Source organism: Bacillus amyloliquefaciens DSM 7 = ATCC 23350, assembly GCF_000196735.1.
Lineage (GTDB): Bacteria > Bacillota > Bacilli > Bacillales > Bacillaceae > Bacillus > Bacillus amyloliquefaciens.
Map to the genome: position 1 here is coordinate 2,603,597 of NC_014551.1, position 14,787 is coordinate 2,618,383.

The following is a 14,787-nucleotide window of genomic DNA, read 5'->3' on the forward strand; positions in this document are numbered from 1 at the left end:
GCCTTCCCTCCTTCCGTTATGACTGGGTGATAAGCTGTTTTGCATGAAGCGCAAGCATATGATCAGGCTGTATGCCGATTGCGCCTTCAAGCATCTCAAGCGCCTTTTCACGATTTTCTTTGTAGGCGTAAGCGACTCCGGCATTATAAAATGCGTCCGCGTGGCTTGGGTCCTGCTCGATCACCGTCTCAAACTGCGCCAATGCTTCATCCAGCATGTCTTCGTTTGCGAGACACATTCCGAACTGGAACCGCGCTTCCGTATCGTTTTCGTTCAATTCAACGGCCCGCTGCAAATACGGCAGCGCAAGCTTCGGCTGCTCTAATTTAACGAGAACGGTTCCCAGCATATAAAACAAGTCTCCGTTTTCCATACCGGAGCGAAGCGCTTTTTCAAACATATCCTTCGCTTCAGAAAACGATTCCTTCATCACATATACGTTTCCCGCTCCGTAATAAGCGGCTGCCGCTGAATTGTCCAATTCAAGCGCTCTGTTGTAAAAAGCAAGCGCGCGTTCGAGTTCGTTTACAGAAGAAAGCAGGTTCGCAAAGTTGATATACGGCACCGGATCTTGGCCGTTTTCCTCAATCGCTTTCGTAAAAGCCTCTGCCGCTTTTTCAAAATCGCCCTCCTGCATGGCGTCGATTCCGATTTTATTATAATCCATTTTTAACTTCCTTTCGCTAAAAAACCTCAACATGCGAGTTGAGGTTTTTTACATGTGTTATACGTACCACAATTTTGTTCCGTCTTTATAAACGTCATCAATCGTTCCGCCGCCGAGGCACTCTTCTCCGTCATAAAAAACGACGGCTTGTCCCGGCGTTACAGCACGGACCTGCCCGTCAAAAATGATTTCCGCTTCGTCAGCACCCGTCATTTTCACCGTAACTTTGTGATCTTCCTGACGGTAGCGGAATTTCGCCGTGCATGTCATTTCGCCGCCGTCCATCAAACCCGGACGCGTCCAGCTGATATTTGTCGCCGTAATTTTATCAGAATACAGAAGCGGGTTATGGAATCCCTGATCAACATACAGAATGTTTTTTTCAAGATCTTTACCGACGGCGAACCACGGCTCGCCGCTTCCGCCGATTCCAAGACCGTGGCGCTGTCCGATCGTATAATACATCAGTCCGTCATGACGGCCTTTTACTTCCCCGTCCATTGTCATCATATCGCCCGGCTGAGCAGGGAGATATTGGCTGAGAAACGTTTTGAAGTTGCGTTCGCCGATAAAGCAGATTCCCGTGCTGTCTTTTTTCGCCGCTGTCGCAAGTTCTGCTTCTTTGGCAATTTCCCGCACGCGGCTTTTTTGCAGATCACCGATCGGGAACATGACTTTACTGAGCTGTTCCTGATTGAGCTGATTCAGAAAATAAGTCTGATCCTTGTTTTCATCCAGGCCGCGAAGCATGCGCACTGTATCTCCGCTTCGGTCCACGCGGGCGTAATGGCCTGTCGCGAGGTAATCCGCGCCGAGTGATAAAGCATGATCCAAGAAAGCCTTAAACTTAATTTCTTTATTGCACATGACATCCGGATTTGGAGTTCTTCCGGCTTTATATTCATCAAGGAAATATTGAAATACCTTTTCCCAGTATTGCTTTTCAAAATTGACGGCATAATACGGGATTCCGATCTGGTTGCAGACCCGGATGACGTCTTCATAATCTTCCGTCGCCGTGCAAAATCCGTTTTCGTCCGTATCATCCCAGTTTTTCATAAAGATTCCGATTACATCGTAGCCCTGCTCCTTCAGCAGAAGGGCCGCCACGGAAGAGTCCACGCCGCCGGACATGCCGACTACGACTCTTGTATCCTCCGGCCGTTTTTCCATTTGCATTCACTCCATTAAAAACGTAAGTCCGCCGTTTTAAGCAAGCCGTTTGACGACGGCGGCAAGCTTTTCGGCGGCTGTTTCGATTTGTTCCGCCGTATTGCCGAGGCCGAAGCTGAGGCGGATTGACGAGGTCAGCCTGCCGCTCTCACTTCCGAACATGGCCGTAAGAACATGAGACGGAAGAACGGACCCCGCCGTACACGCAGATCCGCTTGAGACGGCAATGCCTTCCATATCAAGATTGACCAGCAGCGATTCCACCGGCACACCGGGAAAGTAAAGGTTTAAAATATGCGGCAGGCAGTTCTCGGCATCTCCGTTCACCTCCGCTGTGACGCCGGCTTTTTCCAGCGTGCTCATGATGATGTTTTTAAACTCCTTAAACATCGCTGTTTTCTCTTCCCGCTCACGGTTTGAAAGAACGACCGCTTCCTTTAAGCCGGCAATGCCCGGTACATTTTCCGTACCCGCGCGCCGCTTTCGTTCCTGCTCGCCCCCGAGAAGAATCGGTGACAGCTTCACCTCTTGATTTACATATAAAAAGCCTGTCCCTTTTGGCCCGTTAAGCTTGTGACCGGAAACAGACAGCATGTCAATTCTGCTTTTTTTCACATCGATCGGTATATAACCGAATGCCTGGACGGCATCTGTGTGAAAATAGGCCTGATGCCCGCTTAACAGCTCTCCGATTTCGTCAATCGGCTGAATGGTTCCGACTTCGTTATTGCCATACATGACGGTAACAAGGATTGTATCATCACGGAGCGCTTCTTTCACCTGATTTGCACTGATCCGTCCTGAAGGGCCCGGGATGAGGTATGTCACCTCAAAACCGTCTTCTTCCAGCTTTTCGCAGGCGTGTAATACGGCATGATGCTCAATAGCGGTCGTGATAATGTGTTTCCCTTCATTCTTCCGGGCGGCAGCCGTGCCGAGAATCGCTAAATTATCAGCCTCCGTGCCGCCGCTTGTGAAAATGATTTCCTGTTCTTTCGCACTGATTTCACGCGCGATGTCCGCTCTCGCTTCGTCGACCCATTTCCGGGACTCTCTTCCGAATGAATGAATGCTTGACGGATTGCCGAAGCTGCCGAAGAAATGAGGCTTCATTTTTTCGAGCACACGCTCATCCATCGGGGAAGTCGCGGCGTGATCTAAATAAATCCGTTCCATTGTCTTTACACCTCTGGTTTAAATATAGAACATATAAGCTTCCTGCTCGCCGTCCGTGTAGCTCGCAAGGTCTTCTAACGTCGTACTGTCCAGCACGTCTTTTACGGCGTCGCGGATGCGGATCCATAACTCCCGCTTGGCAGGCTCTTCATCCTCAAGCACTTCTACCGGGCTGATCGGCCCTTCCAGCACTCTGATAATATCTCCGGCCGTTATCTCTTCAGGCTGGCCGCCGAGCACATAACCGCCGTAAGCGCCTCTGATGCTTTTTACGAGTCCCGCGTTTCTGAGCGGTGATACAAGCTGTTCCAAGTAATGCTCAGAGAGGCTGTTTGTTTGGGCGATGCTTTTGAGCGACGTCGGACCTTCTCCGTGCTTTTTCGCCAATTCAATCATAATGGTGAGCCCGTATCTTCCCTTTGTCGATATTTTCAATATGAACACCCCAGTCAATTCTAATTGTTAATTTATACAAGTAAATGGATATGAATAATCAGTTTAGTATCTTATAGACCAACTGTTATTATAACATAACTTATCCTAATTTTCATTGAAACACGGGGCCCGCCGCAATTCGCTTTTCTAATCGGCCGTTTTCCGTTACCCTGTATATGTAAGGAGAGATGTTCATGAAACCATTGGCGTATCGGATGCGGCCTGCCAATATCGAAGACATTATCGGCCAGGAACATTTGGTCAAAGAAGATAAAATCATCGGCAGAATGGTGCGCGCAAAGCACCTATCATCCATGATCCTGTACGGACCGCCAGGCATCGGAAAAACGTCCATCGCCACAGCGATCGCAGGATCGACAAGCATCGCATTCAGAAAATTGAATGCCGTCATTCATAATAAAAAAGACATGGAAATTGTCGTACAGGAAGCGAAAATGTCAGGTCAGGTCATCTTAATACTTGATGAAGTGCACAGGCTTGATAAGGGGAAGCAGGATTTTCTCCTGCCCTATTTAGAAAACGGCATGATTATTTTAATCGGCGCGACGACCGCCAATCCTTATCATGCCATTAACCCGGCCATCAGAAGCCGTACCCAGATATTCGAACTCGAACCGTTAACACCGGATCTGATCAAGCAGGCATTGAGAAGAGCGCTCACAGATGAACACCGGGGACTCGGTTCCTACAGCGTTTCGGTGGACGACGAAGCGATGGATCATTTCGCGCAAGGGTGTGGAGGAGACGTCCGTTCCGCTTTGAACGCACTGGAGCTTGCCGTGCTTTCCACAAAGGAATCAAGTGACGGCACGATCCGCATTACGCGGGAAACAGCGGAAGAATGTCTGCAGAAAAAAAGCTATACCCATGATAAAGACGGAGATGCGCATTATGACGTCTTATCCGCATTCCAAAAATCAATCCGCGGCTCAGACGCAAACGCCGCACTTCATTATTTAGCCCGACTGATCGAAGCCGGCGATCTTGAAAGCATTTCAAGAAGACTTCTCGTAATCGCCTATGAAGATATCGGCCTTGCAAGCCCGCAGGCAGGCCCCCGGGTGCTGAGCGCGATTCAGACCGCAGAGCGGATCGGCTTTCCCGAAGCGAGAATTCCGCTGGCGAATGCGGTAATCGAATTATGCCTTTCGCCAAAATCAAACTCCGCCATCTCAGCCGTTGATGAAGCGCTCAAAGATATCAGATCGGGTAAAATCGGCGATGTGCCGAAACATTTAAAAGACGCCCACTATAAAGGAGCCCAAGAGCTCGGACGCGGAATCGGCTATCAATATCCTCACGATTTCGAAAACGGATGGGTCGAACAGCAATATTTGCCTGAACCGTTAAAAAACAAACAATACTATAAACCGAAACAAACGGGGAAATTTGAAGCCGCCATAAAGCAAGTGTATGAAAAACTGCTGAAACAGAAAAAATAATCGGACAAGGACACCCAATGTGTTCTTGTCTTTTTTTTATACCGGCCGGCCATTCGTGTGAACGGCGGCTTTATTCAAATAAAAAACAGCCTTTCCTGAAGAAGGCTGTTTTTCTTTTTATTTATCTTTGACCCGTTTAATGTCAATATCCTTTAAGAGCTCCATAATGACATGTCCGCCCATAATCAGACCGGCCACTGACGGAACCCAGGCGTTGGAAGACGGCGGCATTTGCGCTTTGCGGATTTTCGCTTCGTCATTCCCGACTTCTTTTCTGACATCTTCACGGATGACGATCGGGCTTTCATCAGAAAAAATGACCTGAACGCCTTTTTTAATGCCCTCTTTGCGAAGCCTAGTACGGACGACTTTGGCAATCGGATCAGTATGGGTTTTTGAAATATCAGCAATCTGAAAGCGTGTCGGGTCTGTTTTATTCGCCGCTCCCATGCTTGAAATCAGCGGCACATTCCGTTTCAGACATTCTTTCATCAGATGAATTTTATAATGTATCGTATCCGACGCGTCAATGACGTAATCGAGCGGATACTCAAAGAACTGCTCATACGTCTCTTCCGTATAAAACATTTTCAAGGCGACGACGTCACAATCCGGATTTATATCTGCGATCCGCGCTTTCATCAAGTCCGTTTTCGGCTGCCCCACCGTTGACAAGAGAGCATGCAGCTGGCGGTTTACGTTTGTAATGTCAACATCATCTTTATCGACAAGCACGATCCGTCCCACTCCGGACCTCGCCAATGCTTCGGCTGCGAATGAACCGACTCCGCCGACGCCGAGAACGGCCACCGTGCTGTTTTTTAACGTGTCCAGCCCTTCTTTTCCAATCGCTAGCTCATTTCTGGAAAACTGATGTAACAAGAACCTCACTCCACATTCTGGTTTTATAAACTCGGCTTGTCAAAAAGCCGCTGGTTTTAACGCACAAAAAATAAAGTCCCAATTGTGCCGTTGCAGCTTTCCTTCGTTTTGAACCCGCTCTCAGCAGGTGGGTGCCCTTTTTTAAACTTTGTAAGTCCCCTTTACCGAATGAAAAGAGGCATGTACGCCATTTAAAAATACGGGCTCCCAAATCAAAAAAATGTTCGGTCAAAACTAGGTGTACAACTAACACATCAGGACTTTATTTAACTTGTCAAAATCATATCACAGCAGTTTTTGATTTTCAAGAAACAAACTGCTGATCTTTACTGTTTCACTTTTCTTTTGACAGAAAGGTGAAGTTCTTCAAGCTGGGCGTCGCTCACTTCGCCGGGCGCTTCCGTAAGAAGACAGCTTGCGCTTGCCGTTTTCGGGAAAGCGATCGTATCTCTTAAGTTTGTGCGGCCCGCAAGAAGCATAACCAAACGGTCTAAGCCGAGCGCAATTCCGCCGTGCGGAGGAGCGCCGTATTCAAAAGCTTCGAGAAGGTATCCAAACTCCTCCTCCGCTTCTTCTTTTGTAAAGCCGAGAAGCCCGAACATTTTTTCCTGAACGTCTTTCTCAAAAATACGGATTGAGCCTCCGCCGAGTTCATAGCCGTTTAAGACAAGGTCGTAAGCCTGCGCTTTCATATCCTCAGGCGCCGTTTCAATCAGGTCAAGATCTTCACGGACAGGCATTGTAAACGGATGGTGAGCCGCATAGAAACGGCCTTCTTCCTCGTCATGCTCCAGTAACGGCCAGTCCACAACCCACAGGAAGTTGAAGAGGCTTTCGTCAATCAGGCCGCGTTCTTTACCGAGCTTTAAGCGAAGCGCGCCGAGGGATTGGGCCACAACCTCAAACTTATCAGCGCCGAACAGGAGCAGGTCGCCTTCAGAAGCATCAAGCGCTTCTGCCAGTTTTGCCTGCTTCTCATTATCAAAGAATTTCGCGATCGGACCTTTTACGCCGTCAGCTTCAACTTTGACCCAAGCGAGACCTTTCGCGCCGTAATTTCCGGCAAAAACGCCGAGCGCATCAATATCTTTTCTGGAGTAGTCGCCGGCAGCGCCTTTGACATTGATCGCTTTTACAACACCGCCGTTGGCAACGGCTGATGAGAACACTTTAAACTCAGTATCTTTCACAATGTCTGATACGTCCGTCAGCAGCATGCCGAAGCGTGTGTCAGGCTTGTCGGAGCCGTAGCTGTTCATCGCTTCTTCATATGTCATTCGCGGAAGCGGCAGCGATACTTCGACGCCTTTTGTTTCGAGCATGACTTTCGCCATCATCTTTTCGGCCAGAGCCATGATGTCTTCTTGACTCATAAAGGACATTTCGATATCGATCTGCGTAAATTCCGGCTGGCGGTCGGCACGCAGGTCTTCATCGCGGAAACAGCGGGCCACTTGATAATACCGTTCAAAGCCCGACACCATCAGAAGCTGTTTAAAAATCTGCGGCGATTGCGGAAGAGCGTAAAATTCCCCTTCATGCACCCGGCTCGGCACTAAGTAATCACGGGCGCCTTCCGGAGAGCTTTTCGTTAAAATCGGTGTTTCAATATCAAGAAATCCGTTTTCATCCAAGAAATGGCGGATGGATTTTGTGACTTGATGGCGCATTTGCAATGTTTGAAACATCGCCGGGCGGCGCAAATCCAAATAGCGGTGTTTTAACCGGACGTCTTCAGAAACGTCAGCCGCTTGGTCACTGATCGGAAACGGCGGCGTTTTCGCCGTGCTGAGCACCGTCACTGCTTCAGCTTTGATTTCAATTTTACCGGTTTTCAGGTTGGGATTCACCGTGCCTTCTTCACGGGCAGAAACCGTGCCTTCAATATCAAGCACATATTCATTTCTGATTGCTTCTGCCGCGGCAAGGGCTTCTTTCGAGACGTCAGGATTGAACACGACTTGCACAATACCCGAACGGTCGCGCAAATCAATAAAAATCAAGCCGCCGAGATCGCGCCGTTTCTGCACCCATCCTTTCAGTTTGACGGTTTCGCCAATCGCTTTTTCAGTTATTTCGCCACAATAATAGGTTCTTCCAAACATAGCGTTCCTCTCCTTCACTGCTTTTGATCTGCCTTTAACACTTGTATCAGCTCGTCTAACACCACTTCACGCTGCTCTCCTGTTTCCGCATCTTTTACATTGATTTTATTTTGGGCGAGTTCATCTTCCCCTAAAATCGCAATAAAGCGTGCGCCGAGACGGTCAGCCGTTTTGAATTGGCCCTTCATTTTTTTGTTTTCATAATCGATTTCACTTGAGATGCCAGCTTCTCTCAGTTTGTACACGAGAGAAACGGAATAATCCTTCGCTTTTTCTCCGAGCGTCACGATGTAGCAGTCAATCCCCTGATTGACAGGAAGCTCTGTTTTCTCAGCGTCAATGGCTGCCAGCAGACGTTCGATGCTCATCGCAAATCCGATACCCGGCGCTTCCGGTCCGCCGATCTGTTCGACAAGCCCGTCATAGCGGCCGCCTCCGGCAAGGGTTGTAATCGCTCCGAAGCCTTCCGCATTGCTCATGATTTCAAAAGCGGTATGGTTGTAGTAATCAAGCCCTCTCACAAGGTTCGGATCAATTTCAAACGGAATGCCGAGCGCCGTGATGTACTGCTGCACCTTTTGGAAATATGCGGCTGATTCTTCATTTAAGTAATCAAGAATTGACGGAGCCGTTTTCATCAGCTCATGCTCTCTGTCTTTTTTGCAATCAAGAATTCTGAGCGGGTTTGTGTGCAGCCGCGACTGGCAGTCTGAGCAAAATTCTCCGATACGCGGTTCAAAATGTTTGACGAGCGCTTCCCGGTAGGCTTTGCGGCTGTCCTGGTCGCCCAGGCTGTTCAGAACAAGCTTGACATTTTTCAAACCGGCTTTACGGTAAATACTCATTGCAAGCGCGATGACTTCTGCATCCACGGCCGGATCTTTGGAGCCGATCGCTTCAATTCCGAATTGATAGAATTGACGGAAGCGTCCCGTCTGCGGACGTTCGTAACGGAACATCGGTCCGACATAATACAGCTTCGTCGGCTGCACCGGATTTGCAAATAATTTATTTTCATTGAACGCGCGGACTGCAGCGGCCGTTCCTTCCGGCCGAAGCGTCAGGCTTCTCCCTTTACGGTCTTCAAAAGTGTACATTTCTTTCTGTACGATATCTGTAGACTCACCGACGCCTCTTGCGAATAATTCCGTATGTTCGAAGATCGGCGTGCGGATTTCTTTATATTGATAAGTGCGGCACGTCTCTCTCATAATTTGTTCGACGAACTGCCATCTGTCTGATTCACCCGGCAGTATGTCCTGTGTGCCTCTTGGAATGTGATATGCCATGTTACAGGCCTCCTTAATGTCTTTCTTCATTAAAACATGAAATAAAAAAACTCCCGCCCCTACTATACATGTATAGTAGGGACGAGAGTTATACCCGTGGTGCCACCCTAGTTGGAATGCCGAAGCATCCCCGCTCTGACCGTTAACGCAGGTTCACGTCCGCTGCCTAATGACTGATGCCCTTTTCCGGCAAAGCGTTCAGCAGGGAACCTCCGGAGTGTTGTTTCGAGAAAGATGCAGTGCGGATCCGCTTTCAGCCTGGGACGGTTCCTCTCTTCTCCATGCATTCTGACCTACTCTTCTCCATTATCGGTTCAAAATCGTTATCATGACTTATGTACATCAATTTCTATTATAATAATGGGATTGCACGCCCCTGTCAAGTTTTATTCCGTCTGTTTTTCCTTGCGACCGCTTCTTTCGATAAGAGACCGAACTCCGTTGCCGTCTCTTCAAGAAAACCGTCCTTCTCTCTATCGCTCTGATCACTGAAGTGAAGATTTCCTTCCGCATCGTGCAGCGCGCGTCCCATTTTTGGTTGAAATTTCATGATTTGCACACCTTTTCGCTGTATTTATGACTAGTATAAACAAACTATTTTATTTTTATTTAACATTCAGCAAGGAAAATGCGATATTATACAAGAATGTATTTTAGTTAGTTCAGAAAGGAGGACAGCCATGAGTAAGAGAACTCTTGTTCTTATTTTATGCGGCGTCATCATCACAGCGCTTCTTCCGTCATTCCACACCGCAGTCGCCGCAGAGGGAGAAGCGGTCATCGCGACAGACAAGATCAATGTCAGAGGCGGTCCCGGCCTGAGCTACGAAATTAAGGCTGAAGTAAAAAAAGGGGAAAGATACCCCATCCTCAAGGAAGAGGGAGACTGGGTGCAGCTTCAGCTGAGCCCCGGTAAAACCGGATGGGTCGTTTCCTGGCTGATAACAAAAACAGCCGGAGGAGCAGACAATGCATCCGCAAAAAGCGGAACGGTCACTTCCACTGACCCTGACCTCCGCATCAGAAAAGGCCCGGGGACATCATATGAAGTCATCGGCAAGTTTCCGCAAGGCGCACATGCATCCATGCTGGACAAGAACAGCGGGTGGGTGAACATTTCTTATCAAGGCACAACAGGATGGGTTTCTTCCGAATACGTCACCGCGGACAGCGGCGGATCGGATACGATAGCAAATTCGTCCCAAAGCGGTTCAAAGAACGGGACCGTCGGCGTTTCTTCATTGAATGTCAGAAGTGCAGCGTCACATGATTCAGCCATTATGACTAAATTATCACGCGGAACAAAGGTTTCCATCTTAAGCGAAGACCACGGCTGGCTGAAAATTGAAGCAAACGGGCAAAGAGGCTGGGCAGCAAGCCACTACATCATAAAGGATTCTGACTCATCAGACAGCGCATCCGGTTTGGGAGACGGCTCAGACACCTCGAAAAAAGCGTATATCGTTTACGGCGGCACCAACTTAAGGAGCTCGGCCTCGACTTCCGCTTCTATCGTAAAAAGAGCGGATAAAGGCGCAGCCTATCCGATTGTCGGCTCAAGCGGCAAATGGTATGAAGTCCGGCTGGAAAATGGACAAACGGCATATGTGGCAAACTGGGTCGTGCAAACGTCTAAAAGCGGTGAAGAAACAGGAGAAGCACCTTCTCCCAACACGTCAGGCGGCAGCGGCTCACTTAAAAATAAAACGATCGTCGTTGATCCCGGACACGGAGGTAAAGACAGCGGAACGATCGGCTACTCCGGAAAGTTTGAAAAAAACGTAACGATTAAAACCGCTAAGCTGCTGGCCGGGAAATTGAGAGCGGCCGGTGCAAACGTGTATATCACAAGGCAGGATGATACATTTATCAGCCTGCAGGCCAGGGTTTCAACCTCCCATTACAGGATTGCGGATGCCTTTATCAGCATCCACTATGACAGCTATGCCGATACGTCAACAAGAGGAAGCACCGCTTATTATTACAGTCCGTCTAAGGACCGGCAGCTTGCCTCAGACGTCCATTCTGAAGTAGTGAAGCGTTCGCCTATCCCCGATCGCGGCGTTCTGTTTGGAGATTATTACGTCCTGAGAGAAAATAAACGGCCTGCCATGCTGTATGAGCTCGGCTATCTCAGTCAACCGCAAGAAGAAACAATCATACATAGCGGCTCTTACCAGGAAAAAGTGACAGACGGAATTGAAAGCGGATTGGAACATTATTTTCAATCATAAAAAAAGCTGCCAAACGGCAGCTTTTTTTATTGTTTAGAATCCATAATCAATGTAACGGGCCCGGAATTCGTCAGCTGAACATCCATCATGGCCCCGAATATTCCGGTTTCCACTTTGACTCCTTTTTCCCGAAGAAGTTCGTTCCACTTTTCATAAAGGAGCAGAGCCTGATCCGGTTTCGCCGCATTCATAAAATTCGGGCGTCTCCCTTTCTTCGTTTCGCCGTAAAGCGTAAACTGGGAAACTGATAAAATCTCTCCGCCCGTATCCAAAAGCGATAAATTCATCTTGCCGCTCTCGTCATCAAAAATCCGGAGATTCACGATTTTATCGGCCAAGTAGGCGGCATCTTCCTCTGTATCTTCATGAGTGACGCCGACAAGCGCCATAATGCCGGGTCCGATCCGGCCGGCGACAGCGCCGTCAACTGTCACACTTGCATCTGTTACACGCTGAACAACTAATTTCATAGCAAGCTCCTTTTAGTTCATTACCCGGCGGACTGAATATATGTCTCTGATCTGCTTAATCCGCTCGACCACTTTGTGCAGATGATTGATGTTTTGAATAAAAATCGCCATATGAATCGTAGCGACTTTATTGCGGTCGGATTTGCCCGAGACAGACGAGATGTTGGTTTTCGTTTCGTTTACGGCCTGAAGCACTTCATTTAACAGCCCGAGACGGTCATACCCCAGAATCTCAATCTCAACGTTATATTCTTTGCGTCTTTGAACTTGTGATTCATGCTCCCATTCAACAGGGATCAATCGTTCCTGCGCTTCATTCGTTTTTACGTTCGGACAGTCATCACGGTGAACGGATACACCGCGCCCTTTTGTAATAAAACCGACAATATGATCGCCTGGCACCGGGTTGCAGCATTTCGACAAACGGACGAGAAGGTTGTCGATGCCTTTCACGCGCACACCCGCTTCCCGTTTTCTCCCTTGCGGATACTGTTTCGGCTCGGAAGTGACTTCCTGAACGATTTTTTCCTGCTCTTCCTGATCACGCAGCTTCCGTTCTTTTTCGGTGAGCCTGTTTGCCACCTGCAAAGCGGTAATCCCGTTATACCCGACCGCCGCGTACATATCCTCTTCATTTGAGAAATTGAACTTGTCGGCAACCTTTTGAAGGTTTTCGAGCGTTAAAACTTCCTTCACTTCAAAATCAAGATTTTTAATTTCTTTTTCGACCAGCTCACGGCCTTTTTCGACATTTTCTTCACGGCGCTGTTTCTTGAAGAATTGGCGGATTTTGTGTTTCGCCTGTGACGTCTGTGCGAGTTTGATCCAGTCTTGACTCGGACCGTATGAATGCTTGGACGTCACGATTTCGACAATGTCGCCCGTCCGGAGCTTATGGTCAAGCGTCACCATTTTCCCGTTCACTTTCGCTCCGATGGTTTTGTTGCCGATCTCGGAGTGAATCCTGTAGGAAAAATCAATCGGTACAGAGCCTGACGGCAGTTCAATGACATCGCCTTTTGGCGTAAATACGTATACCATGTCAGAAAATAAATCGATTTTCAGCGATTCCATAAATTCTTCCGCATCGGTAGATTCGTTTTGGAATTCCAGAATTTCGCGGAACCAGGACAGTTTTTTCTCAAATGTCGCTTCTTCGTTTGCAGCCTTGCCTTCTTTATATGCCCAGTGTGCAGCCACCCCGTATTCAGCGATCTCATGCATCTCAAACGTTCTGATCTGCACTTCCAGCGGATCGCCTTTAGGCCCGATTACTGTCGTATGCAGGGACTGATACATATTCGGCTTAGGCATCGCAATATAATCTTTGAATCTGCCCGGCATCGGCTTCCAGCACGTATGAATAATGCCGAGTACGGCGTAGCAGTCTTTAATGCTTCCGACAAGAATACGGACGGCGAGCAGATCATATATTTCATTAAACTGTTTATTTTGCAGCGCCATCTTGCGGTAAATGCTGTAGATGTGCTTCGGACGGCCTGAAAAGTCCGCTTTGATATTCACTTCTTCGACGCGTTTTTTCACTTCATTGACAACCTCATCGACATAAAGTTCGCGTTCCGCGCGCTTTTTCTTCATGAGGTTAACGATTCTGTAATATTGCTGAGGATTCAAATAACGGAGAGCGGTGTCTTCAAGCTCCCATTTGATCTTAGAAATCCCGAGCCGATGGGCCAGCGGAGCGAAAATTTCCAGCGTCTCATTTGAAATTCTCCGCTGCTTTTCCTGCGGAAGATGCTTTAACGTCCGCATATTATGAAGGCGATCCGCCAGCTTGATCAATATGACTCTGATATCCTGAGCCATAGCGACAAACATTTTTCGATGGTTTTCCGCCTGCTGCTCCTCTTGAGATTTATACTTAATTTTACCGAGCTTCGTTACACCGTCGACAAGCATCGCCACTTCTTCAGAAAATGCTTCCTTCAGGTCATCGAGGGTGACATCCGTGTCCTCGACCACGTCATGCAGAAATCCGCCCGCAATCGTGGAAGGGTCCATTTCCAGATCGACGAGGATTCCCGCCACCTGAATCGGATGAATGATGTACGGCTCACCTGATTTGCGATACTGTTCGCGATGCGCGTCTTGCGCATACAGATAAGCTTTCTCAACAAACGCAATCTGCTCCTCCGGCAGATAAGTGCGCGCTTTATCTATTACTTGCTCGGCAGTCAATACTTGTTCGTTCGCCATGGAATCACCTTTTTTAAATGTAAACTGTATTAGTTTATTATCAAGAAAAAAACGAGAGATGTAAAGGGCAGAAGTTCAAAACACCTAAAGAATCTGTCAGGATGATGAAATAATAGGAAAAAAGCACCCTGACACGAGTGCTTTTTTCCATATGCGGTTTAATATTTCATTAGTGTTAAAATATCGTAATCGTCAAGCTTTGCTCTGCCGTCAAGGTAAGAAAGCTCAATTAAAAACGCAATACCGGCTACGACGCCGCCAAGCTCTTCCACAAGCTTAATCGTTGCTTCGATCGTTCCGCCTGTTGCCAATAAGTCATCAGTAATCAGAACGCGCTGTCCCGGCAGGATCGCATCTTTATGAATGGTCAGTACGTCTTTGCCGTACTCCAAACCGTAATCGACTTTAATGACCTCACGCGGAAGTTTTCCTTCTTTCCGAACCGGCGCAAAGCCGACTCCGAGCGCATATGCGACCGGACAGCCGATAATGAAGCCGCGCGCTTCGGGCCCGACAACTAAATCAATTTCTTTTTCTTTTGCATATTCAACAATTTGGTCAGTCGCGTAACGGTATACGTCGCCCTTGTCCATCAATGTCGTAATATCTTTAAATTGCACGCCTTCTTTCGGGTAATCGGGCACAATTGTTACGTATTTTTTAAGATCCATCTGTT

Annotated in this window: 13 protein-coding genes, 1 other RNA gene and 1 other annotated feature; of the genes, 2 read left to right on the forward strand and 12 right to left on the reverse strand. The window is 48.1% G+C overall.

The window, feature by feature from the left end:
* Nucleotides 1-16: 16 nt before the first annotated feature.
* The 4 genes from BAMF_RS33405 to cymR form a co-directional block, all read right to left on the reverse strand.
* Complete coding sequence (locus BAMF_RS33405; RefSeq protein ID WP_088030693.1) at nucleotides 17-637, reverse strand: tetratricopeptide repeat protein; 621 nt, start codon at nucleotides 635-637, stop codon at nucleotides 17-19.
* A gap of 87 nt (nucleotides 638-724) precedes the next feature.
* Nucleotides 725-1,840 (reverse strand): tRNA 2-thiouridine(34) synthase MnmA, encoded by a 1,116-nt coding sequence (gene mnmA, locus BAMF_RS33410; RefSeq protein WP_013353020.1) that lies wholly within the window; start codon nucleotides 1,838-1,840, stop codon nucleotides 725-727.
* 36 nt (nucleotides 1,841-1,876) lie between these two features.
* The gene (locus BAMF_RS33415) at nucleotides 1,877-3,016 is read right to left on the reverse strand and encodes a cysteine desulfurase family protein (protein ID WP_013353021.1); all 1,140 of its coding nucleotides are present in this window, start codon (nucleotides 3,014-3,016) and stop codon (nucleotides 1,877-1,879) included.
* An 18-nt stretch (nucleotides 3,017-3,034) separates the two neighbouring features.
* Nucleotides 3,035-3,451 (reverse strand): cysteine metabolism transcriptional regulator CymR, encoded by a 417-nt coding sequence (cymR, locus tag BAMF_RS33420; protein WP_013353022.1) that lies wholly within the window; start codon nucleotides 3,449-3,451, stop codon nucleotides 3,035-3,037.
* A 194-nt stretch (nucleotides 3,452-3,645) separates the two neighbouring features.
* On the opposite strand from cymR, the gene BAMF_RS33425 reads away from it, so the two are divergent.
* Entirely contained in the window at nucleotides 3,646-4,914 is a 1,269-nt protein-coding gene (locus BAMF_RS33425; RefSeq protein WP_013353023.1) for a replication-associated recombination protein A, read from the forward strand.
* Between the two features lie 117 nt (nucleotides 4,915-5,031).
* Here BAMF_RS33425 and BAMF_RS33430 read toward each other — a convergent pair whose 3' ends face one another.
* The 5 genes from BAMF_RS33430 to BAMF_RS41340 form a co-directional block, all read right to left on the reverse strand.
* A complete protein-coding gene (locus tag BAMF_RS33430; protein ID WP_013353024.1) occupies nucleotides 5,032-5,796 on the reverse strand; it encodes a tRNA threonylcarbamoyladenosine dehydratase in 765 nt (254 codons plus the stop codon).
* Nucleotides 5,797-5,867: 71 nt separating this feature from the next.
* Nucleotides 5,868-6,060: non-coding RNA, 6S RNA (gene ssrS, locus BAMF_RS40905), on the reverse strand.
* 62 nt (nucleotides 6,061-6,122) lie between these two features.
* On the reverse strand, nucleotides 6,123-7,901 hold the full coding sequence (gene aspS / locus BAMF_RS33435) for an aspartate--tRNA ligase (RefSeq protein WP_013353025.1): 1,779 nt from the start codon (nucleotides 7,899-7,901) through the stop codon (nucleotides 6,123-6,125).
* A gap of 14 nt (nucleotides 7,902-7,915) precedes the next feature.
* Complete coding sequence (hisS, locus tag BAMF_RS33440) at nucleotides 7,916-9,190, reverse strand: histidine--tRNA ligase (protein ID WP_013353026.1); 1,275 nt, start codon at nucleotides 9,188-9,190, stop codon at nucleotides 7,916-7,918.
* A 74-nt stretch (nucleotides 9,191-9,264) separates the two neighbouring features.
* Nucleotides 9,265-9,509, reverse strand: a binding site (T-box leader).
* A gap of 60 nt (nucleotides 9,510-9,569) precedes the next feature.
* Complete coding sequence (locus BAMF_RS41340; RefSeq protein ID WP_014470770.1) at nucleotides 9,570-9,740, reverse strand: YrzK family protein; 171 nt, start codon at nucleotides 9,738-9,740, stop codon at nucleotides 9,570-9,572.
* 130 nt (nucleotides 9,741-9,870) lie between these two features.
* On the opposite strand from BAMF_RS41340, the gene BAMF_RS33450 reads away from it, so the two are divergent.
* On the forward strand, nucleotides 9,871-11,424 hold the full coding sequence (locus tag BAMF_RS33450) for an SH3 domain-containing protein (protein WP_013353028.1): 1,554 nt from the start codon (nucleotides 9,871-9,873) through the stop codon (nucleotides 11,422-11,424).
* A 26-nt stretch (nucleotides 11,425-11,450) separates the two neighbouring features.
* On the opposite strand, the gene dtd is transcribed toward BAMF_RS33450, so the two are convergent.
* From dtd to BAMF_RS33465, 3 genes are all read right to left on the reverse strand, one after another.
* Nucleotides 11,451-11,894, reverse strand: coding sequence for a D-aminoacyl-tRNA deacylase (dtd, locus tag BAMF_RS33455; RefSeq protein ID WP_013353029.1), 444 nt, complete (start codon nucleotides 11,892-11,894; stop codon nucleotides 11,451-11,453).
* A 12-nt stretch (nucleotides 11,895-11,906) separates the two neighbouring features.
* Nucleotides 11,907-14,111: a GTP diphosphokinase gene (gene relA, locus BAMF_RS33460; protein WP_013353030.1), complete on the reverse strand. Its 2,205-nt coding sequence runs from the start codon at nucleotides 14,109-14,111 to the stop codon at nucleotides 11,907-11,909.
* 158 nt (nucleotides 14,112-14,269) lie between these two features.
* Nucleotides 14,270-14,782, reverse strand: coding sequence for an adenine phosphoribosyltransferase (locus BAMF_RS33465; protein ID WP_013353031.1), 513 nt, complete (start codon nucleotides 14,780-14,782; stop codon nucleotides 14,270-14,272).
* Between the last annotated feature and the right edge of the window lie 5 nt (nucleotides 14,783-14,787).

Bases quoted from the DNA above. Each gene is read 5' to 3' on its own strand.
- BAMF_RS33405 (WP_088030693.1), bottom strand. From the start codon at position 637: ATGCAGGAGGGCGATTTTGAAAAAGCGGCAGAGGCTTTTACGAAAGCG.
- mnmA (WP_013353020.1), bottom strand. From the start codon at position 1,840: ATGGAAAAACGGCCGGAGGATACAAGAGTCGTAGTCGGCATGTCCGGC.
- BAMF_RS33415 (WP_013353021.1), bottom strand. From the start codon at position 3,016: ATGGAACGGATTTATTTAGATCACGCCGCGACTTCCCCGATGGATGAG.
- BAMF_RS33425 (WP_013353023.1), top strand. From the start codon at position 3,646: ATGAAACCATTGGCGTATCGGATGCGGCCTGCCAATATCGAAGACATT.
- aspS (WP_013353025.1), bottom strand. From the start codon at position 7,901: ATGTTTGGAAGAACCTATTATTGTGGCGAAATAACTGAAAAAGCGATT.
- hisS (WP_013353026.1), bottom strand. From the start codon at position 9,190: ATGGCATATCACATTCCAAGAGGCACACAGGACATACTGCCGGGTGAA.
- BAMF_RS41340 (WP_014470770.1), bottom strand. From the start codon at position 9,740: ATGAAATTTCAACCAAAAATGGGACGCGCGCTGCACGATGCGGAAGGA.
- BAMF_RS33450 (WP_013353028.1), top strand. From the start codon at position 9,871: ATGAGTAAGAGAACTCTTGTTCTTATTTTATGCGGCGTCATCATCACA.
- dtd (WP_013353029.1), bottom strand. From the start codon at position 11,894: ATGAAATTAGTTGTTCAGCGTGTAACAGATGCAAGTGTGACAGTTGAC.
- relA (WP_013353030.1), bottom strand. From the start codon at position 14,111: ATGGCGAACGAACAAGTATTGACTGCCGAGCAAGTAATAGATAAAGCG.
- BAMF_RS33465 (WP_013353031.1), bottom strand. From the start codon at position 14,782: ATGGATCTTAAAAAATACGTAACAATTGTGCCCGATTACCCGAAAGAA.